The 22,798-nt window shown below is 61.6% G+C and carries 22 protein-coding genes and 6 pseudogenes; 6 read left to right on the plus strand and 22 right to left on the minus strand.

Going from position 1 to position 22,798, the window contains the following annotated elements; all coding sequences use genetic code 11:
- Positions 1-9: 9 nt before the first annotated feature.
- From IVB54_RS35875 to IVB54_RS35915, 9 genes are all read right to left on the minus strand, one after another.
- The gene (locus tag IVB54_RS35875) at positions 10-555 is read right to left on the minus strand and encodes a S26 family signal peptidase (protein WP_018457230.1); all 546 of its coding nucleotides are present in this window, start codon (positions 553-555) and stop codon (positions 10-12) included.
- Positions 552-1,070 carry a DUF2840 domain-containing protein gene (locus tag IVB54_RS35880; protein ID WP_018457231.1) on the minus strand — a complete coding sequence of 173 codons (519 nt, stop codon included), beginning with the start codon at positions 1,068-1,070 and terminating at the stop codon, positions 552-554. The genes IVB54_RS35875 and IVB54_RS35880 overlap by 4 nt, the downstream gene beginning before the upstream one ends.
- Positions 1,057-1,320 carry a hypothetical protein gene (locus IVB54_RS35885; RefSeq protein WP_018457232.1) on the minus strand — a complete coding sequence of 88 codons (264 nt, stop codon included), beginning with the start codon at positions 1,318-1,320 and terminating at the stop codon, positions 1,057-1,059. Before IVB54_RS35885 ends, IVB54_RS35880 begins: the two co-directional genes overlap by 14 nt.
- Positions 1,317-1,955: a ParA family partition ATPase gene (gene parA / locus IVB54_RS35890; RefSeq protein ID WP_018457233.1), complete on the minus strand. Its 639-nt coding sequence runs from the start codon at positions 1,953-1,955 to the stop codon at positions 1,317-1,319. Before parA ends, IVB54_RS35885 begins: the two co-directional genes overlap by 4 nt.
- The gene (locus tag IVB54_RS35895; protein WP_018457234.1) at positions 1,952-3,067 is read right to left on the minus strand and encodes a replication initiator protein A; all 1,116 of its coding nucleotides are present in this window, start codon (positions 3,065-3,067) and stop codon (positions 1,952-1,954) included. The genes parA and IVB54_RS35895 overlap by 4 nt, the downstream gene beginning before the upstream one ends.
- 15 nt (positions 3,068-3,082) lie before the next feature.
- Positions 3,083-3,334: a helix-turn-helix domain-containing protein gene (locus IVB54_RS35900; protein ID WP_018457235.1), complete on the minus strand. Its 252-nt coding sequence runs from the start codon at positions 3,332-3,334 to the stop codon at positions 3,083-3,085.
- A gap of 211 nt (positions 3,335-3,545) precedes the next feature.
- Positions 3,546-4,193, minus strand: coding sequence for a DUF2285 domain-containing protein (locus IVB54_RS35905; protein WP_247293524.1), 648 nt, complete (start codon positions 4,191-4,193; stop codon positions 3,546-3,548).
- Positions 4,123-4,332, minus strand: a complete 210-nt coding sequence (locus IVB54_RS35910; RefSeq protein ID WP_083926468.1) for a DUF6499 domain-containing protein — start codon at positions 4,330-4,332, stop codon at positions 4,123-4,125. The genes IVB54_RS35905 and IVB54_RS35910 overlap by 71 nt, the downstream gene beginning before the upstream one ends.
- A gap of 130 nt (positions 4,333-4,462) precedes the next feature.
- A complete protein-coding gene (locus tag IVB54_RS35915; RefSeq protein ID WP_026233330.1) occupies positions 4,463-4,726 on the minus strand; it encodes a DUF2285 domain-containing protein in 264 nt (87 codons plus the stop codon).
- A gap of 408 nt (positions 4,727-5,134) precedes the next feature.
- Here IVB54_RS35915 and IVB54_RS35920 point away from each other — a divergent pair, with 408 nt between their 5' ends.
- On the plus strand, positions 5,135-5,377 hold the full coding sequence (locus IVB54_RS35920) for a helix-turn-helix transcriptional regulator (RefSeq protein WP_247293522.1): 243 nt from the start codon (positions 5,135-5,137) through the stop codon (positions 5,375-5,377).
- A gap of 204 nt (positions 5,378-5,581) precedes the next feature.
- Here the strand turns inward: IVB54_RS35920 and IVB54_RS35925 are convergent, their stop codons facing one another.
- Entirely contained in the window at positions 5,582-5,908 is a 327-nt protein-coding gene (locus IVB54_RS35925; protein WP_018457239.1) for a DUF736 domain-containing protein, read from the minus strand.
- Positions 5,909-6,503: 595 nt separating this feature from the next.
- Complete coding sequence (locus tag IVB54_RS35930) at positions 6,504-6,923, minus strand: hypothetical protein (protein ID WP_018457240.1); 420 nt, start codon at positions 6,921-6,923, stop codon at positions 6,504-6,506.
- Between the two features lie 414 nt (positions 6,924-7,337).
- Here IVB54_RS35930 and IVB54_RS35935 point away from each other — a divergent pair, with 414 nt between their 5' ends.
- Positions 7,338-7,757 carry a hypothetical protein gene (locus IVB54_RS35935; protein ID WP_018457241.1) on the plus strand — a complete coding sequence of 140 codons (420 nt, stop codon included), beginning with the start codon at positions 7,338-7,340 and terminating at the stop codon, positions 7,755-7,757.
- A gap of 164 nt (positions 7,758-7,921) precedes the next feature.
- Here IVB54_RS35935 and IVB54_RS35940 read toward each other — a convergent pair whose 3' ends face one another.
- From IVB54_RS35940 to IVB54_RS35950, 3 genes and pseudogenes are all read right to left on the minus strand, one after another.
- Entirely contained in the window at positions 7,922-8,113 is a 192-nt protein-coding gene (locus IVB54_RS35940; RefSeq protein ID WP_026233331.1) for a hypothetical protein, read from the minus strand.
- A 190-nt stretch (positions 8,114-8,303) separates the two neighbouring features.
- A pseudogene (locus IVB54_RS35945) lies at positions 8,304-8,666 on the minus strand (HU family DNA-binding protein).
- 87 nt (positions 8,667-8,753) lie between these two features.
- Positions 8,754-8,959: pseudogene (locus tag IVB54_RS35950) on the minus strand (IS110 family transposase); the annotation flags it as partial.
- Between IVB54_RS35950 and IVB54_RS35955 the strand changes: the two are divergent.
- A complete protein-coding gene (locus IVB54_RS35955; protein ID WP_157643002.1) occupies positions 8,934-9,125 on the plus strand; it encodes a hypothetical protein in 192 nt (63 codons plus the stop codon). The pseudogene IVB54_RS35950 and the gene IVB54_RS35955 overlap by 26 nt on opposite strands.
- A 561-nt stretch (positions 9,126-9,686) precedes the next feature.
- Here IVB54_RS35955 and IVB54_RS35960 read toward each other — a convergent pair.
- The 3 genes from IVB54_RS35960 to IVB54_RS41875 all read right to left on the minus strand — a co-directional run bounded on the left by IVB54_RS35960 (position 9,687) and on the right by IVB54_RS41875 (position 11,013).
- Positions 9,687-9,971, minus strand: a complete 285-nt coding sequence (locus IVB54_RS35960) for a hypothetical protein (RefSeq protein ID WP_157643003.1) — start codon at positions 9,969-9,971, stop codon at positions 9,687-9,689.
- Positions 9,972-10,301: 330 nt separating this feature from the next.
- The gene (locus IVB54_RS35965; protein ID WP_247776962.1) at positions 10,302-10,514 is read right to left on the minus strand and encodes a hypothetical protein; all 213 of its coding nucleotides are present in this window, start codon (positions 10,512-10,514) and stop codon (positions 10,302-10,304) included.
- Complete coding sequence (locus IVB54_RS41875) at positions 10,486-11,013, minus strand: transposase (protein WP_345947110.1); 528 nt, start codon at positions 11,011-11,013, stop codon at positions 10,486-10,488. The genes IVB54_RS35965 and IVB54_RS41875 overlap by 29 nt, the downstream gene beginning before the upstream one ends.
- Before the next feature lie 1,204 nt (positions 11,014-12,217).
- Here IVB54_RS41875 and IVB54_RS35975 point away from each other — a divergent pair.
- Positions 12,218-13,927, plus strand: coding sequence for an outer membrane beta-barrel protein (locus IVB54_RS35975; RefSeq protein ID WP_018457246.1), 1,710 nt, complete (start codon positions 12,218-12,220; stop codon positions 13,925-13,927).
- Positions 13,928-14,038: 111 nt separating this feature from the next.
- Here IVB54_RS35975 and IVB54_RS35980 read toward each other — a convergent pair.
- The 5 genes and pseudogenes from IVB54_RS35980 to IVB54_RS36000 form a co-directional block, all read right to left on the minus strand.
- A pseudogene (locus IVB54_RS35980) lies at positions 14,039-14,377 on the minus strand (integrase core domain-containing protein); the annotation flags it as partial.
- An 826-nt stretch (positions 14,378-15,203) separates the two neighbouring features.
- On the minus strand, positions 15,204-16,148 hold the full coding sequence (locus tag IVB54_RS35985; RefSeq protein WP_018457247.1) for a DUF2493 domain-containing protein: 945 nt from the start codon (positions 16,146-16,148) through the stop codon (positions 15,204-15,206).
- 328 nt (positions 16,149-16,476) lie between these two features.
- Positions 16,477-17,538 carry a toprim domain-containing protein gene (locus IVB54_RS35990; protein ID WP_018457249.1) on the minus strand — a complete coding sequence of 354 codons (1,062 nt, stop codon included), beginning with the start codon at positions 17,536-17,538 and terminating at the stop codon, positions 16,477-16,479.
- Positions 17,538-20,864: pseudogene (locus tag IVB54_RS35995) on the minus strand (strawberry notch family protein); the annotation flags it as partial. The pseudogene IVB54_RS35995 and the gene IVB54_RS35990, both read right to left, overlap by 1 nt.
- A gap of 20 nt (positions 20,865-20,884) precedes the next feature.
- Positions 20,885-21,151 (minus strand): annotated as a pseudogene (locus IVB54_RS36000) (DUF932 domain-containing protein); the annotation flags it as partial.
- Between the two features lie 384 nt (positions 21,152-21,535).
- Here IVB54_RS36000 and IVB54_RS36005 point away from each other — a divergent pair.
- Positions 21,536-22,126, plus strand: a complete 591-nt coding sequence (locus tag IVB54_RS36005; protein WP_018457251.1) for a hypothetical protein — start codon at positions 21,536-21,538, stop codon at positions 22,124-22,126.
- A 449-nt stretch (positions 22,127-22,575) separates the two neighbouring features.
- Positions 22,576-22,790, plus strand: a pseudogene (locus tag IVB54_RS36010) (DNA-binding protein).
- Positions 22,791-22,798 lie beyond the last annotated feature (8 nt).

Consider the following 22,798-nt stretch of genomic DNA (forward strand, 5'->3'; position numbering starts at 1 on the left):
GGATGCGGGTCAATGGGTGACGGCACGCCAGACGAAACGACCGTCGCCGGCTTCATCAGTCCAAAGCGGGACCGCGCGCGCGACGATCGAGCTTGCAGGCAGTGAGCCGAAATAGCGGCCGTCCAGGCTGTCCGGGACGGTCGGGTTCATGAGGAAGACCTCACCCGGCTGAAGGGTTGTGCATCCGCTCCAACGCGGCAGCGGACGGCCGAGATGGTCGCGATCGTGAGCTGCGCCGACATCGACAGCATCCACGGTGATGGCGTCGCCGGACCGGCACACGGTCTGCCCGGCCAGCGCCATCACATGCTTCAGAAGCGGCACACTCTTTGGCAGGAAGTCGCCATCGGCGAGGAAGTTCGCGATCGGTTCTGGGAGCCGCACCACGACCAGTTCCAAATCGCGCAGCTCTCCAACGGGATGCAGCGTGTAAAATCCTGTCGGCGTGCTTGCGGTGGCGTTCCAGATCAGCCGCGGCGCGGGATCAACGAACGCCAAACCACAGCCGGCGAGCACCGCAATGTAGGTCATCACGACGTAACCGAAGCGAGTCATGGCGTGACGCTCCGGCGCTTGAGCCAGGCAACGTGCTGCTCGCGCGTGTAGGCGCGTGGCACGTTGCCGGCGGCGAGGCGGTTGTGGAGATGGCGCCAGTATTCGGGCGCGGCGTCGGCCGGATCGATGGCGAGTGCCTCAATGGCATCGACCGCCTGCAACACGCGCTCGACCTTCGGCCAGCTATCGACGCGCAGCAGGATCTCGCCGCCGGGACGCACGAAAGGCAGCGTCTGATAGCGCTGGCCACTCTCCACGGCACGAACGATGTCCATGCGCGAGACCACCGTGCCATAGTCGTTCGACGCCCAGCGGACGAAGCCGAAGATGCTGCCGGGTGCAAAACTTGAAACGCTGCGGCGGCGGTCGAGGATCCTTTCTTCGGCGCGGTGGCCGAACCGCAGCCAGTGCTCGATCCTCTTCTCGATCCAGGTCAGTTCGACATGTGTGAGCGCGACGCCGCGCCGATGGGAGGATGGCACGGCACGCGGCGGCAAGGCCTCATTGTCGTTCATGACGGCTCTCCGGTGTCGGTGGGAACTCGCGCGCTAGCAACTCGCGGAGCATGTCGGCGACGGTGATGCCGCGCTGGAACGCGGCGACCTTGATGCGGCCGCGCAGCGCTAGCGTGACGTCGATGGTCAGACGCGCGGTGAATGCCGGCGCGTCTTCCATGCGGCGCGGCAACGCGTCGTTGGCTTTGATCCAGCTTTCGGCATCGCCGGGACGTGAGGCGAAGCCGCGCTTGATGGAGCGCTCGCTCATGGTGAGAACCTCGCAACTTCAGAGGCGAGCGCGGCGATCTCGCGGGCAGCTGCGCTCTCGTCGGCAAATTCGAAGACGAGCCGGCCGGACTGCGCGGCATCCGCGAAGACGACGCGCTGACCGATGGTGCTGGTAAGCACCGGCGGATCGTGATCGGCGAGTGTTTCAGCTGTCTCACGGGCAATGATCGTGCGTGCGCCGCAGCGGTTGAGCACAAAGCGGGCGGCGAGTTGCGGACGATAGATGCGGGCCTCCCGCAGCAGGTCCAGCATCTCGGCGGATGCCCAACCGTCGAACGGCGATGGCTGCACGGGGATCAGCACGAGGTCGGCCGCCAATAGCGCCGAGCGCATCAGTCCGGCGACGCGCGGAGGTCCGTCAATGACGACGTGATCGGCGGCGCGCGCGATCTCCGGCGCCTCGCGATGGAGCGTGTCACGAGCAAGGCCAACGACCCCGAACAGCCGCACGACGTTCTCCCGCGCCCGTTGCTGCGACCAGTCCAATGCCGAGCCCTGCGGGTCGGCATCGATTAGCGTCACGCGCTTTCCGTGCAGCGCCCATTCGCCGGCGAGGTGCAGGGCGAGCGTGGTCTTGCCGACACCGCCCTTCTGGTTGAGCAACGCGACAATCATCGCTGGCCTCCCGTCTTACGGCCGGAAAGCGGTGGAGATTGTTCTCTTGAATGCTTGGTTCGCGGCTCAGCGCTCGCGGCGGCGTTATCCGCAACACGCACCGGCCCACTACAACAGTTAGATTCTAAGTTAGACTCTAAGTTACGTTCCGGGATCGTCGCGTCTTGCCAAAGCGTTAGCTGTGGTTTGCACTCCCGGAATCCCGATACGGGCACGCCCGAAGTCCCGATCGTGCGAACGCCCGAAGTCCCGAGCTGATTCACAGCGCCATCCACAGGAGCTGTGGATGGCTTGCTCGGCAGGATACGCAATAGCTCGCGCCGATCCTTGCGCTCGATGCTCAGGCAGTAGCCTGGCAACGGTTGACGCGCAGCGATCCGGCGGAGATCAAAGGCGAAGTCAGCGAGCTTGGCGAGACTGCCGGATTTCTCGTGAAGATGCGCGACCTCGAACAGCCAGCCTCTCGGCTGGCGGCCGGCATGCTTGCGCGCGACGCGGTACAGCCAACGCTCGATCCCGCCGGTCAGGCTGAAGTATGCCGGATCGATGGTGAGAACGAGGGAGCGATCGATGACGCCGCGATAGAACCAGTCGGGGAGGACGAACTCCATGCCTTCAACGCGACCGTCGGCCCTCGCGCACTCCTCCCATTCGTTGATCCACGAGAATTGGTGGCGCCGCCAATGTTCGCCCTGCCGGATGGTGGTACGGATAACGGTCGCCTGGAGGCGGGCCAGTGCCCCCTTCAGGAGCTTGTAGTCGCGCGCCCCGGTCTGCCGGCCGACTGCGATCAGAAGCTGATAGGGCGTGAAGCGCAGGAAACGCGAGGTCTTCAGACCGAGGTTCTCAGCCTCGACAATTTGGCTGGCGGCCCAAATCAGAACGTCGGCGTCCCAGATCGTTGCCATGCCGTGCTCGGGAACCGCATAGACTTCGACGCTGACGTCGCCGGCCTGGTAGAGGATCGGCCTCGTGCGCTTGGCCTTCGCGAGCGAGAAGAATGGCCGCTCCATCAAGTCACGCTGATCGCGCGGGCTGGCATCGCCCGTGGCGATAACGAACGGATCGAGCTTGCTTCGCTCGCTCGGCACAAGGAGGCGGCGCGACGACATGGGTGAACGCTGCCTTCAGCGATGCGCATTGCTCGCGGCGCGGGCCTCGACGTAGCGAGGGTCCGACGTTGAGGTGCAGGCGGCCTGATCGGCCCATGCTTCGAGATCGCCGATGGCGTAGACGACGCGGCCGCCCAGCTTGCGGAAGGTCGGGCCGTTGCCATGGCAGCGGTACTTCTCAAGCGTGCGCGGCGACAGGCCAAGGAGGCGCGCGGCCTCGGGGGTGCGCACGTAGCGCGTGGTAAGCTGCGCGGTCAGATCGAGCATGGGAGATCTCCGTCTTGCCTCAAAGCGCCGCGGCCAAGTCGCGGCATGTCGGGGCCAAAGTGGCGGAGAGTTCAGGCGTTGGGGGTGGACGAAAATACTTGCAGGTGCGTGTCCCCCTTTCGGCCGCGACAACGCGAGCTGCAACATGGCCGGCGGGGCGCGGCGCAAACGGGGGTGATTGTAGCGATTGCGTGGAGGATTGACGCGCGCGTCAGAAGCCGCGCAGGAGTTTCAGGTAACCTCGCTCGACCAGGGCGATCGAATCGTGAATGAGGCGGTTTGCTTTGCGGCGGGCGTGCGAATCCTTCCACTCGACCGAACGACGCCGCGCGTGATCGGAAGCTAGCACCTTTGCGGCCACCTCGCGCGGGCCGCCGCCCAGGTCGTGGACGTCGAAGGCGTGAAGGAGCTGGATCAATCGCCGTTTCTGAAAGGACGTCAGCCGTAGAGCCGCCGGCAGAAGAGCGATGCGCTGGCCCCCAAGGCGACGAACGAAGTTTAGCGCCACCTCGAGCCGCAGTTCGCCCATGCTGTCGAGCGGCACGAGCACAGCAGGACGTCGCGCAGCCTGCTCGTCTCGCATGAGCAAGTGGAGCTCGCCTGATCCGTCTGTGATCACCAGCTCACGTCCGTCGGCATCGATCCGCTCGATAAGCGGCTCCCCGAGGACGTTACGACCGACCGACGTGGCGATATCGAATCCGGAAGGCGCCGGCTCCAGGATCAGCGTTCCCGGCGATACCTGCGGCAGCCAAATGGTGGGTTCAAGTCCAACGGGAGAGGCGGGGTCATGGGCGACACCGTAACCTCCAACGACGTGCAAGCTCGGAACGGACAGTCTTGGGATCAGCCCCCTCACGCGTGATCTGGCGCTGTGCACGAGCGAAGTCGCGGCGATAGTCAGCGTTGCGGCGAAGGAACTCGAGGGCAAAGCCCGGGCGTTCGAGACGATTCAGGCGTTCAATCGTCTCCGGCGAGCGCCAATACTGCGTGGGCATAGTGTGTCCTCTTGCTTCTTCACGTTCCGCGCTCCCCAGCGAAGGCCACGGCAGGATCAGAAAAGAGGGGCAGGCAAGCTAGACCTCGAAGTTGCATCACGCGTGATCGCAACTTGCGTGACAGGGCAGCTCACTGCATCCGCGGCTCCAATAAATGCTGATATCCGGCGTCCGTCATCCATCGCGCGCGGGCCAGATGGCTGTCATGGACGATCTTGGCGCGATCGGGTTCTCGGGATGGATCAAGGCCAAAGAGCACTTCGACGACCTCACGCCAGTCGGCGCCCTCTTCTTCGGCCATTAACAACCGGACGTAGATTGCAAGATGTTTCTCATCGTAGGCGTTCACGCGATCGGTTTGTGGCGGCCGGTCCTGAAATGGCAGTTCGTTCATTGCAATCATCTCCGTCAGCCTCAAAGCAATGCCGGACATTCATTTGACGGCGGGAACTTCGCAACGTCGCGAAATGTCGCGCGACCTCCACCGTGATGCATAGGCCGCATCACGGTGTGCCCGCAAGCGGCGAACGATGGCTCGCGAGGCACCGGCGCTCTCTAAATCGTGAACCGGCGCTCGCTGAGCGCGCCTGGCACGAAATCGCAACCCGATTCGGCATCCTGCTGACGCCCTCGGCGGTACGTAGTCCGTACCGTCTGCCCCCCCGCGCTGATCGCCAACGTTTCATCATGCATTCGGTTCGGGCTTGAGGCACATCAGCAGCTTCGTTCATTGGGGACTGCCGTGCCGATTGTAGAGAATACTCCGTGGTGAAATACTCTTCAATAGACCTCTCTCATCTCCATGGAGATACGGGAGATTCTGGCGCGCAATTTGAGAAAGCATCGGCAGGCCGCAGGCCTGTCTCAGGAGGAGCTTGCCCATCGCGCCGAAATTGATCGCGGTTACATCAGTTCACTCGAACGCTGCCGGTATGCAGCCAGCATTGACGTTCTCGATCGACTTGCCCGTGAATTAGGGGTCGAAGCAGCGGATCTCTTGCAGAAGAAAGCGCGCGGCACGCTACGCGGAAAGCGGGCCACTTGACGACTTGAGCTGGCAGGACATTGTCGAGCGCATTGGAGGCCAACGAAACGTGTCCAGTCAAACCGTGACCGCCTCGCGCTGCTGACCGGGATCTATTCCGCCGTACCCAACTGCTCCCTTGCCGTTCATTGCAAGCCCGCCCGGCACACCTGGCGGATGGTGATGCCCCGCCCGGACCAGCCGGGCGAGGCATTGTGGATCGGCTCAGTCGCCGTTGCGACGGCTGGGGCGAGACCAGATCAGACTGAAGCCCTCGCCCTCCTCGTCGTCAAAGAGGTTGGCGAAGATCGGAGCGGTGAAGCTCGGATCGTCGAGCTTGAGGCCGAGATAATCGCGGCCCTCGTTGGAGCGCTTGGCCCAGGCGGCGCCGATCTCAACCCGGCCTGCATAGACGCGCTGGCTGGGGCTGTTCTCGCCAGACCGATTGGTCTCGGGGACAATCCGGACGTTTTTGGTCTGGAGCGAGAGGGTCACGATTTCACCGGTGAACTCGTTGTTGCCGGTCTTCTTGAAGGTGCCGATGGTCGCCATGGAAGTTCTCCTTGATCTCTGTTTTCCGAGCCCGCACCTTGCGGCCTCGATGGTGATCGAAGGGCCGGAGGCGATCGACGGCGCACCCCGAAGGGGCTCGACAGCAAAGGAGGACCTTTCTTGTCTCGCGCGAGGAATGACGGCGCAGCCGGCAGGGGAAGAAAGTTGTGACGCCGCTGTTGCGCCTTAGGCGATCGAGGCTTCAGCCGGCCTTCGGCCAGATCAATCCATCAAAGAGGCCGTTCGGTGCGCTCGGCCGGACAGAGCTGATATCGAGGAGAACGTGGCGATTTCGGTCGCACCGAGAGCCCGGCGAATGAGTTCGATGGTGACAGGCGCCCTCTCCTGTCAGCAATGGACGGATTTGGCGTTCGAGATCGCGCCTCGGCGGGGACGGCCCGTTCACATCCGTTGTCGGCCGATATTTGAGAGGTGACGGCTTGGTCCATACCGCCATGAGGGCGTGACGAAGCTGGCCTTGTGGAGATTGCTCGAGCTTCGACGCGCGCATTTGACTCGGCGATGAAAACCGAGAGCGTTCCGTACATCTGATCCAATCCCGTCCGCCGACGTGAAGCTACAATGCCCCCTGCCATTACCCGGCAGGTCCGGCGGTCATTCCAGTGATCCGGATGAACGCCGTGATGCTGACGGCAATGGCGCCCACGACTGGAAAGATCGCCTGCCAGATCGGTGCAGGCACCGCCATCAGCGCAATTCCGTGGGTGGCGCTGTAACCGGCGACAGTGGCGGGCGCGACGTAGAGGACGACGATCAGCAGCCGGAGCCAGGTCCACGGCACATAGGCGAGCGCAAGCTGGCCGATGCCGAAAGTCGCGCCGCCTGCGACGAGGCCTAAGACAATGCAGCCGACCACCCCGGCGCCGGTATGAAAGGCCCAGACGACGGTCGTGAGGCCGACGAAAAACGGGAGCGCAAAGACAGCAAGGGTGAACAGCAGCCAGCAAAAGAAGCCAATGCCGGTGATGACGAGCAGCGGTCCGAAGATGATCATAGCGGTGGGCTCCGTGAGATAGAGGTCTGACGGTCGCGCCTTCCACCACCACCACGGCGCATGCCCGAGTATAGCGGAGACGACTGTGATCGCGAGCGGAAATCCTGTGGGATTTCCGCCGCCCGACCTCCACGATGCTCGGGTCCTTCATCATTGGAACGGGTCGAATTCTTACCTATGCGCAGGTGGGCACAACCATGACCACAGGAGATGACAGAAGTCGTCCACTTCGATCACGTTGCACGCCAGAATAGTTTATCCGCCAGAGCGATGAATGAGAGAACGAATTGTTTGTGGGTCGCCGACCGCCGCTCCCACAGTTTGCAGTTTTTGGATGAGCTGGCGTGTCGGCGCAGGCCCTGATACTGCCATGTACCAATGCAACTAGTGCTTGAACCTCTTGGAGAGATTGTTATGGCAGAATCCCCTCAAATCGTCCTTACGCCGTTCTTCCGCCCTCGCGATGAGGACGCTGAGGAGCAACAGATGTACGTGGCGGGATTCGTCGATGAGGAGGATGAGGCGTGGGGTACGTTGATCCCACTGGAGGCGGAGATGGTTGAGCAAGCCGTTATGAGGCATCAGACAATCGGGGTTTGGTGCAACTCCGACGGCCGCATCCAGCCGCAGCCCGACAGCGACGGACTATTTGAACACCTGCTCGAGAAAGGTCAATTGAAGGAGACGCCTCTCGACGAACTGGTTGCCGAGGCTATCGAAGAAGGCAGGAATGAATCCAATGATGAGATTCTCGACATGTTCGAGACTCTGCATGAGCGGCTGGTGCGCGCCACGAGCGCAGTCGCTGACGAGATTGCGCGGCGCAGGCGATGAAACGGAGGCGCGGGAGCGCTGAATGGGCGGAGAATCTGGGCTGCGTTTGATACCTAGCAGCGCCAAGGTATTCCCACCATCGAGGACCGGGCAGGACGGCTTCAATCCTCATCAGATTGATCACGTGTCGCGGCGGCTCGCGCCGGCTTCATTTGGATCGAGCGTCAGCCCCAACTGATGGGGGTATACGGAATTCGACGGCGCTTCAGTTCTTCCTCAAGGCGCAGCGCTTCTCGTTTCGCAGTCTCGCCCAACAGACGATGTTTGCTGCCTAGGCGCAGATCGGCCGCAACTTGCTGCCGAATATTTTCGTAGAGTTTATGGACGCTTGCGTCACTTAAATCCTGGATGGCCATCGATATCTTCTCAAAGACATTCATGGAGTAAAATGGAGTCGCAGATCTGATCCGCGGCTCCCCCGGGAAATAACTTAATAAGACCCAATGTAGTCCAGCCCCGGTACCGACGCCAGATTGCCTCCTCTATTGAGATTTGTGGAGCATCAACGACGCTTGCGGTTGCGAAAGCAATATTAACGTTGCTTATTCACCACACCAGCTCAGCCCGGCCACTTAGACTACCGGACGCCCTCAGACCGCCTTGGACGGCAAAGTTGCTGTCTTTCGGTCTGGCTTCACTGTTTAGTCGGTCGTGCATTTCCTTGCTGGCCTTGAAGAGCGGAAGCGCTTCTTGTCGACTTGCACGAGCGCGTCCGTTCGCGGATTTCTGCTGATGCGCGCCGGCCGTTGCTTGGCAGAAAACACTCCGAATCCTCGAAGCTCAACCCGATCACGGCGCGAGCGCAGCGACGATCTCGCCCAGGATTGCATTTACAATGTTCTCGACGTCACGCTGATAAAGGCGCGGATTTCGACCGGCGATACGCTCAACGAGTTCCGACCTTATCATTGGCAATGGCGTCCACGGAATTTGCGGGTGATCATTCCTCGACACCTTCGTCGAAACAGCGCAGGATGCGATCCATGGCCACTTGCCTTTGCGGGCCGTGGCGGTCACGGCCTTCTCCTTGCCGATGCGCCCAGAGAGCCGTCCATAAAACCCGCCGAGCGGTGTCTGTACGACCGACGGTCACGGCGGCACGCGTGGAGAAGCGCCGCCCCCCGGCCGCCTGATCGGCGCGTTCGGGACGAGAGCATTCGGCCGCCGGAGACCTTGTTGATCGGCGCCAGTCGCAGCGTTGTTAAAGGAAACTTGGTCGGCTTCGCCGATGAGGAGTTGGGTAAGATGACGCTGGCCCACGCTCGTTCTTGGCATTCTCATCAGCGAGGTCCATTTCTTGTTGCCGTTCTGACGATCAATGCCTTCGGATGGGACATGGAAGGACGATCTGCTCATGTTTGGCTCTAGCAGGATCGAAGCCCAGTGACTCGATAGCTCGAGCACGTCGGCGAGCCTCGTCATGTATCCTTCTCCTCAATCAACAATGTCGATGGGTGTGGTAAAAATGAGAGCCGCACAGAGGTCCGCAAGGCCCTCAGTCCGGCCAATTACGCGGGGATCGAACCCGCGCGAGTGATGCATCGTCGCGTCGAGAAAGAAATCTGCCTACAATTGAATACCGTCCGAGTTCAGCGTAGGAACGTCTTTCTACAAAAGAAATTGGCGGTTAGTTGAGAAATGTCACGCCCAACCGTCGCCCGTCACGCCAGATGACGGAACAATAAAAATTACGTCCAACGCTCGGAATGCGCAGACCGAAAGCGGCTGGCATAAAAGGCGCATCCAAGGTCTGAACGATTGCGGAGGAAGCCGTGAGATGGCGCACCTTACAGCGCATCGGAGAACCATCAATAACGATCTCGGCTATGCGAATACCCCTGTTTCGGCGCTCTTTCGTCACGTCTCTCATCTCTCCCGCTCGAGGGCGCGGGAGATGTGATTGGCGATTTCGGTCTCAATTTGGCTGGATCATGATTTCATTGTCAGGCCGCGAGCTTTTGCTCCATCGCCAACCAACGCCTCAAAGTGAAAATCCTGCGCTACCAAGGCCTTGCGCTCGCTGGACTTGCCGTCGTCCACCCGTTCGCCGCCGCAATCTGGCGCGTGGTCAGGCCGTCCAGGCTCCCCTCCAGTACCGCCAAGTGCTCCCCTGCGCAGCAGCAACGCGAGTCGCGTCCATGTCGGCGATGGTTGTGTCAATCGGCCTTTTAATTGCGGATTGATGCCAATTCTCTTTTTGAAGCCATTCGGCAAGACGATAGCGCTCGACCCCTTGGAGCGGGTTGAGGTTGCGGAGACGGGGCGAGCGCGACTGGTAGATCGATAGCCAGCTCGTAGTCCTGGACCGATTAGCCATTACCTACTCGCCTCAGCTGCGCGCCGCTGGGGTCATGGTCCTTTCCGAAGGTCGCAAGCGCCTCATGATGATGTCCGGATCGGGTGCCTCATCGTTTGCAATGGCGTGCGGGCGAGCCCCCACAGCCGATTGACCGAGGTCACCACGACCACCGCCCAGCGGGACATCGCCGGGCCCGGCGAACCGGGTCAGGAACTTGCAAAATAATGTCAGGCCGGCGCGTGGCCTCAGTGGAACGGCGTGCCATAGACCCAAATGCCGTGGAGGATCACAGCGATCTTGCGCGCAATGGCGACCTTTTCTTTTTTCATACCGACCCGCTTCGCGATTCCCCAGGCCTTGAGGGAACACCATTGCTTGGTCCGATAGAGAAGGACGGTCGCTGCCTTAAACAGGGTAGATTTGGAGAACTCAATCGCCCCATCGAGATATCTTGCCACTAGTGTCAGTTTCACCAGATTGGTTGCGCAGAGGTGTGAGGCCGAGATAGGCACTGACTGTCGAGGCCGATCGCAGGGGCGGGTCATCGATCGTATGGCGGAAGGTCACGGCAGTCACCAGGCCAACACCAGGAACCGTCATTAGGCGAGGCGTCGTCTCGTCAGACTTCCCAGATCGGCGGACCTCCTCGTCGAATTTGATCTGCTGCTGGCAGATATGCTCATGAATTGACAGGAGTGGCTCGATCATGTTGAGGAGTCGATGATCTTCGCCCGATAACTCCCCGAGCTGGTTAAGAACTGTTGGCCAATCGCGCAAGGGAATAGCAACCCACATTTCTTCATCAGACTGGGGTCCTGGTTCTCGATATCCGGCGCATGGACACAAGGCGAATTGCGCGACAAGTATCGCTCGAACATTGTGGCTCTCCTCGCTCTGGATTTTGAATTCTCGATACCACCCAACCCGCCCCCAGTTCGGCAAGGCCCCGAGCATCATTCCGATCGCTCTTGTTCATGCGACCGACAGTGCTGCGTGTGCATGCCTTGCTCGATGCAAACGATGGGGACTTCAACCCTACGAAGCTCGTGAGAAAGCCAGCTTGCCATCGCGCCCGTCTCGAAGCCAGTACCATCCGCCAATGGCGCAGGTTGGGAAGCAGCTTGGACAGATCGCCGGGATCAGACTTGGCCTTTCCTTCAAAGATCACTCGACCAGTCTCGTTGACACGCAAACAGAAGTCTCTCTTTGCGAGACATCCAGGCCGTATTGCCTCATGACAGCTCCTCCGAATCTTGGTTACGAGAGCTCGACAAGAACGGAGCTTTCGTGGCCGCGAGTGCTGACGCAATAACGTCATCGTTTGCAAATTTGACCCTGTAGTGCCTCACCTGAGGATCCTACTTTCGCTTGGCAGACGTAGCTCGGACTGGCAGGATCGAAGGGACTGGGACCCTCGCGAAGTGCCCGTCACACGCAGCGGCGGCTTCAGTCCCGGGATCACCGGCCAGTGGCGCACCAGCCGTGCGCTGGATGATCGTCTCGGCTGCTTTGCGTCTGAGCGATCGCAACAAACGCTGCACGATGGTGTGCTGCGGCGGATGGAACTGATCAGGACGTTGTTCAGGGAGGCGACCGAGAAGCGCCCGCGCGGTCAGGCGAGGTTCGCCCGTGAGCCGGCGCTCGATGTCGGCGAGGTGCGATCGAGCATCGATGGCATTCTCATCCGCTTTTTGTATGGCTTGCGCATGAGCCGATGGAGGACGCCCTGCTCCCCAAGATGCACTTCATTGCCGAGCTGCTTTGCGAACACTGCTGCGTTCGTTGACGGAGCGACGCCGTCTACGAACTCGTCGCCTGCGTGTGTCCTCATCGGCTTCGCGGGCGTCCTCCGAAACGACTGAGAAGTACGACAGCCCAGGGGGCGTGGAGCAGGAGAAAGGCTCTTCGAGAGCATCCATCTATTCAATCGGTCGAAGCCGTGCAGCATGCGTTTCGTGTCCGGTCCTGGACACGCCGCCTGTTACAAAACTAACCGATCTTGTTGCTGAGACAACATGGCGATCGAAAGCCGCAGCGAATGCGCATTGCATCAGTTGGCTTAGATCCTGCAAACCACAATCGCCGCGGAAGCGAGCCACCAACGCCAGCCATTGAGTTGCCGTTGCAAGTTTTGGCGCGCGTTTTGTGTATGTGAGGTGAAATGCGACCCCAACTTCTTTTTTGCTGCGTCACAACAGCTGCGCTCGTTGCAGGCGGTGCCGTCAATTCGGCCGATCTTAAGCCGGCAGTAAAGGCCCCACCCGCCGTCTGGAGGTGGACCGGAGGATATATCGGTGGGCACGTCGGCGGGGGCTACGGGCAAACATCATTCAGCGATTCCTATGGCAAGTCGCTCTATGGGGACGTTGTCCAAACCCCTGTGTTCCTGGCGGGAGGTCAGATCGGCTACAACTGGCAGAGCGAACGCTGGGTTTTCGGCGTTGAACTGGATGCTAGTCGCGCTGCCTCAGACGGTACAAACACCTGTCTTGCAGCCTCCAGCTCTATCATCAGCGCAAACTGCAGCGCCGGTCCAAGTGTGTTTGCTACCGGAACGGGTCGCCTTGGGTATGCGTTCGGCCCGCATGGCCAAACACTTGTTTATCTCAAGGGGGGCTTGGCCTGGCAGCGCAATATCGGCGTTGTCGCCAACAACAACGAATTCGCTAGCCGCACTAACCCATCTGGCCTGGCGCCACAGACCTCCACCCGTTTCGACGATGGTCGTGTCGGTGGCACCATCGGCGTAGGCGTCGAGCAAGCACTCACGAATGCATGGTCCTTGAGCCTTGAGTACGAATATCTGAAGTTCAACGGATCAAGTGTTGCGACTCCTCCGACCCTGCAATATCCGCCGCCGGCAACCGTCCCCGCCAACACCACCGGCCTGTCCAGCAGCTATCACATCGGAAAACTTGGACTGAACTACCATTTTGACGCACTCGCACAGACGCCAGGATGGCGAGATACGCCGCCATACGCAACGAAGCCGACCGTCAGCGCCTCGCCCAGTGGCCTTGCTGACGGGTGGTCGCTGGAAGGCGGCACACGGCTGTGGTTGAGCCGGGGGAGGTTTCAATGGGATGTCGGGAGTACTGATCTTATATCAAGGCTCACCTATCATGGGCTGGACGGGATTTCCGGTGAGTTGTTCGAGCGGCTGGACAGCCCTTGGGGAATCTTTCTGAAGGGCAATATCGGAGTTGGGCGCTTCAACAACGGAAAAGTGAACGATGAAGATTGGGGCGTGGACGTCGCTTATCAAAACACAATATCGGGTCAGGCCAACGGAAGGTTCACGTACTACACCGCCGATGCCGGCTACGATTTTCTGCGCGGCAGCACCTACAAGGTTGGTGGGTTTATGGGCTGGAGCTACTACGGCCAGAAGTCTGACACGATAGGCTGCGTTCAGATCGCCTCGCCCTACGTTCCATGTCTGGCGCGAGGCGATAAAAGGATTGTGGGCAGCCAAGACACTGATTGGAATGCGCTGCGCATCGGCCTTAGTGCTGAGACCATGTTGCTTGATCGTTGGCGCATGAGTGCCGATGTTGCTTACCTGCCGTGGACGGATTTCCAGGGGCGCGACAACCATCTGCTGCGCCCGTTCACGACCTTCTTCGATCAACGCGGGAGTGGTGGCGGTGGCGTGCAGGTCGAGGCAGTTTTATCCTACTTCATCACCAAGAACTTCAGCGTCGGCGTCGGTGGTCGTTATTGGGCCATGTGGACTCCTAACCAGCGAAAGCAACTCATAACCATAGCCGAGGAAGCCGGCCGCTATCCTGTTACTCACGGCTCCTTTCCCGGGGACTATCGCATGGAGCGGTGGGGCACGTTCTTCCAGGCCTCCTACAAATTTGACTGAACTGTTCGCTCCAGCTCCGTCCGCTCGACGTTGATCTAGAATCAAACGTCGAGCGTGCGAAGATCCGATAATTGCTATGGCTGCCTACAACGGCATCCTGGATCATCCCGTTCAGCATGGAATCTGCGCGCGCAATTTACGATTGCGCCATTTTGGTTGGACCGAGGTGTTTAGTCCCGGCATTTGCTGGAGCGGGTCGAGCTTGAATCGTTGTGGCTGGGAAGTCCATTTGCAGATGTATTCGTAGGGTGTGAGGCCCTTCAGGGTCTTCAGCCGTCGATCGTGGTTGTCGGCGGTGATGAAGTCGGCAAGATGAGTTTCGAGCTGAACGTGTCATCGTAATGGTAGCGTTGGACGGCCGCGTCCCTTGATCGTGCGGTTCATGCGCTCGACCTGGGCATTGGTCCAGGGATGCTTAACCTTGGTCAGGCGATCTTCGATCGCGTTTTCCTGGAATCGCATATCGAACTTATGCGTCACATAGCTTGCCGTCTGGCCGTCCGCACAGCGTGGCGGGAAGGCGAACCTGGATCCCATTGTCGGTGAGCACCGTGTGTGGATCTTGCAGGGCACGGCCGCGATCAGAGCTTCGAAAAAGGTTAAGGCCAAGGTCCTTCCCGTCTTCCTGACCAGCTGGCCGCCACGTCGAGCCATTGAGGGCCGCGGCCACAATCATCGAAATCGAAAAATGTGACACGCTCGTCCTCGATCCGCATGTACATCGGCCTGACATCGCCATGACAAGCCCGTTGGGCCAATCGACTCGTTTGCACCCAAGCATCCAGTGATTTGCTGATTTCGTCTGCAACACGTGGGCATCTCTCGGCGATCATCGCGAGTGTTTCCTTGTCTCTTGCCTCGCTCAGAAACTCCCTGTTCGGCGCAAGATTCGTAAGCCCGGTCTGTCGGTGCAAATGGGACAGGGCAACACCGGCGCGGTACAATCGGCCGGTGTTGTAGCCAGCTCACGCCCGACGGCAGGGGCGAAGGCGCCAAGAAGGCGCTTGGTGCCGTCAGGCAATTCAGCCCCTCACGGTCACTACGAGGCCGAGAGACGTCGAGCGCGGGCGGCAACGTAGGCGGAAATAGCTCGCTCGACAGCCGCTCGTAGTTCCCGTTCCATGTCCACCTGTCCCATCGCCGAGGCGCCGCTCGGATATCACGAACACAACGCCTCGTCCTGCGACGTCCGGCGTGTGACGAGCAGAGCAGATATGCGACGGCACGGAACTCTGGTCGCAGGAGCAGGTTTGAACGGCGCAATGCCCTGTGGCGCTCAACTTGAGCCCTGCCCGCTTCGCCCGAACTTCCAAACCGGGATTCCAAGTGTCTTCGCTTTGTCGGCAAGATTGTCCTGAATGCCCGTGCCCGGGAAGTGCATGACCCCGATCGGCAGTTCAAGCAGCATTGCATCGTTGCGCTTGAACGGCGCGGCCTTGGCGTGCTTCGTCCAGTCGGGCTTGAAGGCGATCTGCGGGACCTTGCGGTTGTCGGCCCACTTGGCGGCGATCAGTTCGGCGCCCTTGGGCGATCCGCCGTGCAGCAGGGCCATATCCGGATGTTTGGCGTGCGCTTGGTCGAGCTTGGCCCAGATCAGCCGGTGGTCGTTGAAGTCCAGTCCACCGGTGAGTGCCACCTTTGGCCCTGCGGGCATAAGCACCTGGCTGTCGGCGCGCTTCTTTGCAGCCAGGAAATCGCGGCTGTCAATCATTGCGGATGTCAGATTACGGTGGTTGACCTTCGACCCGTTGCGCGGCCGCCAGCTCGAGTGGGTGTGGCATTCGAACTCGTCGGCGGCCTGGTCGCGCATCAGCTCGAAGGCGCCTCGTCGCTCGATCAGCGTCTGCCCTTCTGCCGTCAGTCGCTCCAGCTCGACGGATTTGATCTCGCTGCCGTCCTGCTCGCGCTGCGACCGCTGCTGCGCCAGCTCGTTGTCGTCGAGTTCGCGCTCGATCCGGTCGATGGCACGGTGGAAGACGTTCACCGTCGACCAGAGCAGGTCCTCGAGGTCGGGTTCAAGGCGGGTGTCGGACAACGCCAGCAAGAGGGCGTCGAAGATATCGGAGATGCTGCCGACGAGGATTTGTGCTTCGGGAAGCGGCCGGGGATCGGGCTCGTCCTGGAAAGGCCGGTAGCCATGGAGTTGGAGTTCCTGGAGAACCTGGTCGGTTGGGGATGAGTTTTGCTGCGGCTCGAAATCGTCGTCGTGGTCGGTGGTCATTGCGGCTTTCCTTCGTCGGATTGGCCGCGCCCATCGCGGCCTTCATGGCGACGAAGGCGGCGGGCGGAACGGACTTGCACCCGCAGCGAAGCGAAGGGCCGAAGCGGAGCGGAGGACCGAAGGAGGCCGACTATTTTGCCTCGCGATGTAAAGGCGGCTCCGCCGCCGACGGAAAATAGTCGGATCCCGAGGTTGCCGGTCCGGGCCGTTTGCCGCCCGATCGCCCTCTTGAAGGGCCGTGGGTGTGGCCCTCTCCGATGCTGAGGGGACCAGAACAACCGGACTCGCGGTGAGGACGGGCTGCACCGCGCTCTCATCCCGTTTCCGGCTATGCCGCCAGCTTCATGAAGCGGGCGACATCCTGGGCCGCGATCTGCACGCGGCTTGCAGCCCGAAGCGCATCGATCCCGAGCAGTCGTAGATCCTCATTGAAATCGCCAAGCCGTGGCGAGATCACGATCGCCTCGATCCCGGCCTCCTGCGTACGGTCGATCAAGGTCGCCATGGCGCCGTCACCGGCAGGATCGTCGTCGCGGGCGATGTAGAGCCGGCGGAGCGTGTTCGGGAAGAGCATGGCGGCAAGATGCGCGGCCGAGAGCGCCGCGAGCATTGGCATGGTCGGCAAGACGCACCTGAGCGAGAGCATCGTCTCGATGCCCTCGCCGGCCGCCATAACCTCGCCTGCTACGCCAAATCGAACAGCGTGACCGAGGAGATTGCCCATCGCCCGTCTCGGCGTGTCGATCGGCGCCTTGCCAAGCGTTGTCTCGCTGAAGCCGTCCGGGTCGAGCCAGGTGCGATGCGCGCCGGTCAGATGGCCGGAGAGATCGGTGACGGCGGCGATCATCGCCGGCCAGGTCTCGGTCAGGCTATGGTCGTCGGGTCGATAGTAGCAGCGCGGGTGAAAGCGCAGGCTTGCCGTGTCGTGCAAAGCCGTAATGCCGCGATTGCGGAGGTACGTTTCCACGAGTGTGCGCCCGATCGGATTCGACATGGCGACGAGTCGTCGTGCGGCCTCGGGCGATCCCGTTGGTACGGTCGATTTCGGGGACCGGGCGCGGTTCACCTCGGGCTCCGGTTCGGGACGCGGCATGCTGAGGAAGGAGCGGGCTTCGTCGGCGACGTCCTTGAAGTCGACCAGGCCGCAGCTTTCTCGGATCACGTCGAGCAGATCACCATGCTCGCCGGTCGCGGCGTCAGTAAACTTGCCAGCTCGTCCCTTTGCAGACTCCTTGAGCCGCACGAACATCGAGCGGCCGGGGCTGTTGCGCACATCGCCGACAAGCCAGTAGCCGCCTTGTCGTCGTCCTGCGGAGAGATAGTGGCGGCACACCGCCTCGGCGTCACGCGCGAGACGGCGGGCCAGCTCGGCAGCGTCGTAACGGCCCATCAGGCGGCCTCCCGCTCGCCGATGTGCGCGATCGGATAGCGGTCGAGCACCTTCGCCAACACGGCGGCGCCGGTCGCATCTGATGGCACGAACATGCGCAGCTTCCACGAGATGATCTCGCTGAAGAAGCCGTAGGCGCGCAGCCGGTCACGCATCGTGTCCGTGAAACCGGATAGCTCGATGCGGTGGGCGCCCATCACGCGGACGCGACGGAGCTGCAGGCTCTCGGCCAAATCGAGGACGGTCCGCCGCTCCATCAGCGCCGCAAAGGCCGCGTCCGGAGTCAAGTTGGTGGCCCCGGTCACCGACGCATTCGCCGCCCACGCCGGCGAGACCCTGCGGCCGATGATCCGTTCGCCATCGTCGGTCTGAAGCCGATAAACCCGGGTCGACTCGTTTGGAAGCCGCTTCCAGATCGGCAACAGCAGGCCGGCGACGATGTTGAGGGTGCTCTCGGCGAACTCTGGCACGTCGGCGACTTCGCCGTTCCATGCTGCGGCGAAAACCTCGCGCTCCACCGGCTGCCAGTGGCTCTCGTCCATCATCTTCAGCGAAGCATGATGGTGTTCCATGGGCCGGACCAGCCGCACGCGGCGTTCGATCTCGCCGTGATCGAGCATAAGGCTCGGCGCCGGAATTTGCACCGCGGCGCGGCCCGAGCGCTCGTTGACCAGCAGCACCGCGCGCGGGTCGGCGAGATAATCGAGCGCTTGATCCAGCGTCACGGGGCGATTGTGCCGGCGTTCGGTGATCGTGAGCAGCCGGGTTTCCGCGCCGGTCGCAGGATGCGTGTAGATCGAACGGCGGTCGGTGACGACGAAGCTCTCGGCCTGCAGTGTCTCGAGGCCAACATCGTAGACGCCACTGGCGATGGCGCCCTCGACCCTGGCGTTGAGCAACTGCTCGAAGGTCGTGAACAGCACACCTTGCAGGTCGATGGTGAGCGCGAGCAGGCGGTTCAGGAACGTCGTGATTGGCGGCAGGTCGTCCCTGATGCCGTTCGCGTCCATGAGCTTCAAGCCCGTGGCGTCCTCGAACATCTGGAGCGAGCAGCCATCGACCTTGCCGCGCACGAGCAGCAGATAGAGCTGGCGCAGCGCGTCTCGGGCATAGTGGCTTTCCAGATTGTCCTCAGGTCGGAACAGACCCTGGCCGCCGGTCTGGCGCTGGCCGCGCGTGATCGCCCCCAGCGTGTCGAGGCGGCGAGCGATGGTCGAGAGGAAGCGCTTTTCGGCCTTCACGTCGGTCGCGATCGGGCGGAAGAGCGGTGGCTGCGCCTGGTTGGTGCGGTTCGTTCGACCGAGACCCTGGATGGCGGCGTCGGCCTTCCAGCCGGGTTCGAGCAGATAGTGTACGCGCAGCCGCCGATTCCGCGCCGACAACTCGGCGTGATAGCTGCGCCCGGTGCCGCCGGCGTCCGAGAAGACAAGCACGCGCTTTTTGTCATCCATAAAGGCGGCGGTCTCTGCGAGATTGGCGGAGGCGGCACGGTTCTCGACGGCAAGGCGGCCACCCTTGCGCACCACGCGCCGCGATCGGCCGGTCACTTCCGCCACGAGGTCCGTGCCGAAACGCTGCACGATCTGGTCGAGCGCGCCGGGAACAGGCGGAAGCGAAGCGAGCCGCTCGATCAGCTCATTGCGGCGGGCGACGGCATCGCGGCTCTCGACCGGCTGGCCGTCGCGGAAGACGGGCCGGGACGAGAGATTGCCGTCGGCGTCGGTAAAGGGCTCATAGAGCTGCACCGGGAAGGAATGGGCGAGGTAGTCCAGCACGTACTCGCGCGGCGTGATGTCCACGCGCACGTCGTTCCATTCCTCGGTCGGGATTTCGGCGAGCCGCCGCTCCATCAGCGCCTCGCCAGTCGACACGATCTGGATGACGGCGGCATGGCCCTCGGCCAGATCCCGCTCGATCGAGCGGACCAGGGTCGGCGTCTTCATGCTGGTGAGCAGATGGCCGAAGAAGCGCTGCTTGGCGGACTCGAAGGCTGAGCGCGCGGCCGACTTCGCCTGACGATTGAGCGTGCCAGTCTCGCCGGTGATGTTGGTGGCCTGCATCGCCGCGTCGAGGTGATTGTGGATGACGCTGAAGGCACCGGCGTAGGCGTCGTAGATGCGCCGCTGCTCGTCGGTGAGCTGGTGCTCGACGAGCTCGTATTCGACGCCGTCGTAGGAAAGCGAGCGGGCGGTGTAGAGGCCGAGTGAGCGAAGGTCGCGGGAGAGCACCTCCATCGCCGCGACGCCGCCCTCCTCGATCGCCTCGACGAACTCGGCGCGCGTGGCGAACGGAAAATCCTCGCCGCCCCAGAGCCCAAGGCGCTGGGCGTAGGCGAGATTATGGACCGTGGTGGCGCCGGTCGCCGAGACATAAACGACGCGGGCATTGGGCAACGCATGCTGAAGGCGCAAGCCCGCACGCCCCTGCTGCGAGGGCGCGGCATCGCCCCGCTCGCCCTTGCCGCCACCGGCATTCTGCATGGCATGGCTCTCGTCGAAAATGATGACGCCGTTGAAGTCGGAGCCCAACCATTGAACAATCTGCCGGACGCGCGAAAGCTTCTCGCCGCGGTCGTCGGACCGCAGCGTAGCGTAGGTTAAAAATAGGACGCCTTCGGCCAACCGGATCTCGCGCCCTTGAGGGAAGCGCGAGAGCGGCGTGACGAGCAGGCGCTCCATGCCGAGCGCCGACCAGTCGCGCTGCGCGTCCTCGAGCAGCTTGTCGGACTTCGATATCCAGACCGCCTTGCGCCGGCCCTGCAGCCAGTTGTCGAGAATGATGCCGGCGGACTGACGCCCCTTGCCGGCGCCGGTCCCATCGCCGAGCATGAAGCCTCGACGGAAATGGACGGCGTTCGGTGCGTCGTCGCGGGCGGCCGTGACGAGATCGAAGGTCTCGTCAACCGTCCAGGCGCCGGCGAGATAGTTACCATGCGCCTCGCCGGCATAGATGACCGTCTCAAGCTGGGCATCTGAGAGGACGCCGCCGCTGACGAGGTTGGCCGGCAGCCGGGGCCTGTAGCTCGGCTTCGGCGGCGCGACCGAGGCCATCGCGGCCGACTGCACCAGCTTGGTCGGGTGCGCCTGCGCGCCGGGGATCCAGATCGATTGGAGCCGGTATTCTTCGTAGATGGCATCGCTGAGGCGCGCGCCCTCGGGCGGCGTCCAATCGATCGTCTCGTAGACAAGATCAACCGCTTCGGGGTCGGCAACCGACGCCTTGGCCGGCTGGGCGGCCGGCCGGGCGAGATAGCCGCGCACGGTGCGAGGCGCCGGCGAGGCTGAAACGGGAAGCGCGCTGGTTGATGCGACTGGCAAGCGAGCTGGAGCGTGCTCGCCGATCCAACGGAGCCGGGCAGCAGCAGAGCCAGGCGCTCGGCATCGTCGCGGCCGGCCTCAACCCGTATCGCAGCGCTCTCGACCGTTCGGGTCCGGCTACGCTCGGTCCGTCTACGCACCGCGGCATAAAGGTCCGACAGGGAGAGATAGCGCTCGTCCGCTGGCCGCGAGAACCATTCCGACGATACTCGGCCGACGCGCTCGCCGCGGGTCACGTCCACCTTATAGCCGCCGATGCGGTCGCGGCCAGCGCTCAGAACTTCGACTTGGGTCATGGGTCATCTCCATGACAGGCGCCGGAGGCCTCTCCTCCGTTCTTCAACCCGTCACAGCGAAGCCCGGCCGCCCTCTCACTCTAATGGGGGCATTGCGGGGTCTCCCCGCAGAAGGGGTCGGCCGAGACCAAAGGCTCGGGCGCAGGGGAAGGCTTTCCCCTCAAGGGTCTTCCCCCCCCGGCATCCAGAATGTCTTCGGAGCACCAGGTCGCGTAACCCGATGGATCTGCTCGGAAAGTTTAGTGCACCGCAAACGAGGCGAACGGAAAATTGGGTCTCAGCTTGCGGGTACTACCACCATTTCCATACGGCAGCTTGACTTGATGTCCCGCACACCGTCAGAACGATCCTTCAGAAATCACCACGTCAGCGATTGAAACGAGAATGACGCTCGATATCAGGGGCAGCATCAAGAATACGAAGATTAGCTCGAACCCGTATGTTGTTTTCGAGGAACTGATCTCAAACGCGATCGACTCGTTCCTGATCCGCAAGCACGAGGATGAGGTCGCTGATCACGACATTTGGCTTCTGAGTGAGGAATACCATTACTACGATTACATCGCGTCAGACGTTCCGTTAGCGAGCATCCGTTGGAATGACAGCGAAAGTGTTTTCGAAAATGACATCGATCAGGAATTTCAAAAGCTGCTTGCCAAGCGCGCAGACGACAATGGCGGCAAGCGGCCAGACATTGCTCTATTCAGTAAAGAGGGCTCCGCCATTATCGTCGAGTTCAAGGCGCCGGGAGTATCGATGGACGAACATGTCGGCGACCTTTCAGAGTACGCGCATTTACTTGCGGCCAAGTCAGGGGCGGCTAAGGAAATTTTACGGATATCTCATCGGCGACACTGTCAATTCGTTGCGATTGAGCGGAACTCGGACTCCGTTTTCAGTCGGCCTGGGATGGTTTCAATCGAGCCCCCTTTTGGACCCTCGTACTCGGCAGCCATTGGGCGAGACCTATTTTGAGCTGCTTCACTTCGGCGATGTCATTAAGCGAGCAAAAAAGCGGATTGGCGCATACCAAGACAAGCTCAAGCTGAATCTAGATGAGACGGACCCGAAGTTAAGGTAGGTAGTAGGAGTGTTTTTCTCCGGGCAAAATCGTGAACGCCGACCAGATTTGGAGCGGCTGGCTCGATAGCATTCGGATTTCTTTTTGTTTTCAGGTCCGGCATGGAGGCTGCCCGCAGCCATCGATACCTCGTGTACCTGCGGCCTAGAGGCGCAAGTATTTTTACTACGATCCGTCACGCCATCCTGCGACTATCAACGAAAGTCGGCGCGCTAACTCGTCCGCGTTTGACGCGAGCTACGCGGGGCCATCGAGGATCCCGTTCTCTTCCGTCATTCTGGCTGTCAACATCTCAGCCATCTCGACCGTGACGTCTCCGGCGCCGGAGTGATGGAGAATGCAAATGTCGGACGCCAAATCCCTTACCCCCGAGGAAGTGTTTGCACGGTACCGTGGCGAGGTCACAGTGGGCACGCTGCGGAATTGACGCGCAATGCGAATCGGACCGCATGCGTCAAGATCGGCAAAGCCGTCTTATACCCAGTGGGTGAACTAGACGCGTGGGATAGAACAAAATTTGTAGTTTGTAGTGCGTCGAAAGGACTGGACGTGAGCTAGCGTTTGGG

This window comes from Bradyrhizobium sp. CW1 (assembly GCF_023100665.1).
In the GTDB taxonomy this organism is placed as follows: Bacteria; Pseudomonadota; Alphaproteobacteria; order Rhizobiales; family Xanthobacteraceae; genus Bradyrhizobium; species Bradyrhizobium canariense_D.

Coding starts and splice junctions, on each gene's coding strand:
- IVB54_RS35915 (WP_026233330.1), bottom strand. CDS start 4,726: ATGAACGAACTGCCATTTCAGGACCGGCCGCCACAAACCGATCGCGTG.
- IVB54_RS35935 (WP_018457241.1), top strand. CDS start 7,338: ATGGCAGAATCCCCTCAAATCGTCCTTACGCCGTTCTTCCGCCCTCGC.
- IVB54_RS35910 (WP_083926468.1), bottom strand. CDS start 4,332: ATGCCCACGCAGTATTGGCGCTCGCCGGAGACGATTGAACGCCTGAAT.
- IVB54_RS35925 (WP_018457239.1), bottom strand. CDS start 5,908: ATGGCGACCATCGGCACCTTCAAGAAGACCGGCAACAACGAGTTCACC.
- IVB54_RS35985 (WP_018457247.1), bottom strand. CDS start 16,148: ATGACCACCGACCACGACGACGATTTCGAGCCGCAGCAAAACTCATCC.
- IVB54_RS35900 (WP_018457235.1), bottom strand. CDS start 3,334: ATGCTCGATCTGACCGCGCAGCTTACCACGCGCTACGTGCGCACCCCC.
- IVB54_RS35940 (WP_026233331.1), bottom strand. CDS start 8,113: ATGGCCATCCAGGATTTAAGTGACGCAAGCGTCCATAAACTCTACGAA.
- parA (WP_018457233.1), bottom strand. CDS start 1,955: ATGATTGTCGCGTTGCTCAACCAGAAGGGCGGTGTCGGCAAGACCACG.
- IVB54_RS35885 (WP_018457232.1), bottom strand. CDS start 1,320: ATGAGCGAGCGCTCCATCAAGCGCGGCTTCGCCTCACGTCCCGGCGAT.
- IVB54_RS35920 (WP_247293522.1), top strand. CDS start 5,135: ATGGAGATACGGGAGATTCTGGCGCGCAATTTGAGAAAGCATCGGCAG.
- IVB54_RS35975 (WP_018457246.1), top strand. CDS start 12,218: ATGCGACCCCAACTTCTTTTTTGCTGCGTCACAACAGCTGCGCTCGTT.
- IVB54_RS41875 (WP_345947110.1), bottom strand. CDS start 11,013: ATGATGCTCGGGGCCTTGCCGAACTGGGGGCGGGTTGGGTGGTATCGA.
- IVB54_RS35880 (WP_018457231.1), bottom strand. CDS start 1,070: ATGAACGACAATGAGGCCTTGCCGCCGCGTGCCGTGCCATCCTCCCAT.
- IVB54_RS35930 (WP_018457240.1), bottom strand. CDS start 6,923: ATGATCATCTTCGGACCGCTGCTCGTCATCACCGGCATTGGCTTCTTT.
- IVB54_RS35895 (WP_018457234.1), bottom strand. CDS start 3,067: ATGTCGTCGCGCCGCCTCCTTGTGCCGAGCGAGCGAAGCAAGCTCGAT.
- IVB54_RS35990 (WP_018457249.1), bottom strand. CDS start 17,538: ATGGGCCGTTACGACGCTGCCGAGCTGGCCCGCCGTCTCGCGCGTGAC.
- IVB54_RS35875 (WP_018457230.1), bottom strand. CDS start 555: ATGACTCGCTTCGGTTACGTCGTGATGACCTACATTGCGGTGCTCGCC.
- IVB54_RS36005 (WP_018457251.1), top strand. CDS start 21,536: ATGACGCTCGATATCAGGGGCAGCATCAAGAATACGAAGATTAGCTCG.